This is a genomic window from Cupriavidus sp. 8B, assembly GCF_054589115.1.
This window is the reverse complement of record NZ_BAAILO010000526.1, coordinates 1-356: the sequence shown is the minus strand read 5'-3', so window position 1 is coordinate 356 and position 356 is coordinate 1. Positions and strand designations below refer to the sequence as shown.

Below are 356 nucleotides of genomic sequence, written 5' to 3'. Positions count from 1 at the left end.
GTGGGCAAGTTGTCGGTCGGCTTCTTGCCTGCGGTCAGCAACAAGGCTGCGAAGGCGATGCGGCAGGAGCTGCGTCGCCGCAGTGTGTTGCACCGCCATGACCTGAGTCTGACTGAGTTGGCGGACCGAACCCGTCCGACTTTGCTGGGTTGGATTCAGTACTACGGTCGATTTTATCGGTCTGCGCTGGGGCAGGTGCTGCTTGCGGTCGATGCCGCGCTGGTCCGCTGGGCCCAAAGGAAATACAAACACCTCCGCGCTCGGAAGGTGCGTGCAGCGGCATGGCTGAAAGACGTCAAGTCTCGGCAGCCAGGCTTATTTGCGCACTGGGCCATGGAGACCACGGTTGGACGATA

Annotated in this window: 1 protein-coding gene; it reads left to right on the top strand. The window is 61.2% G+C overall.

The window, feature by feature from the left end; all coding sequences use genetic code 11:
• Nucleotides 1-356: group II intron maturase-specific domain-containing protein (locus ACYP5B_RS46480; RefSeq protein WP_459574089.1), on the top strand; the 356-nt coding region annotated here is incomplete at both ends.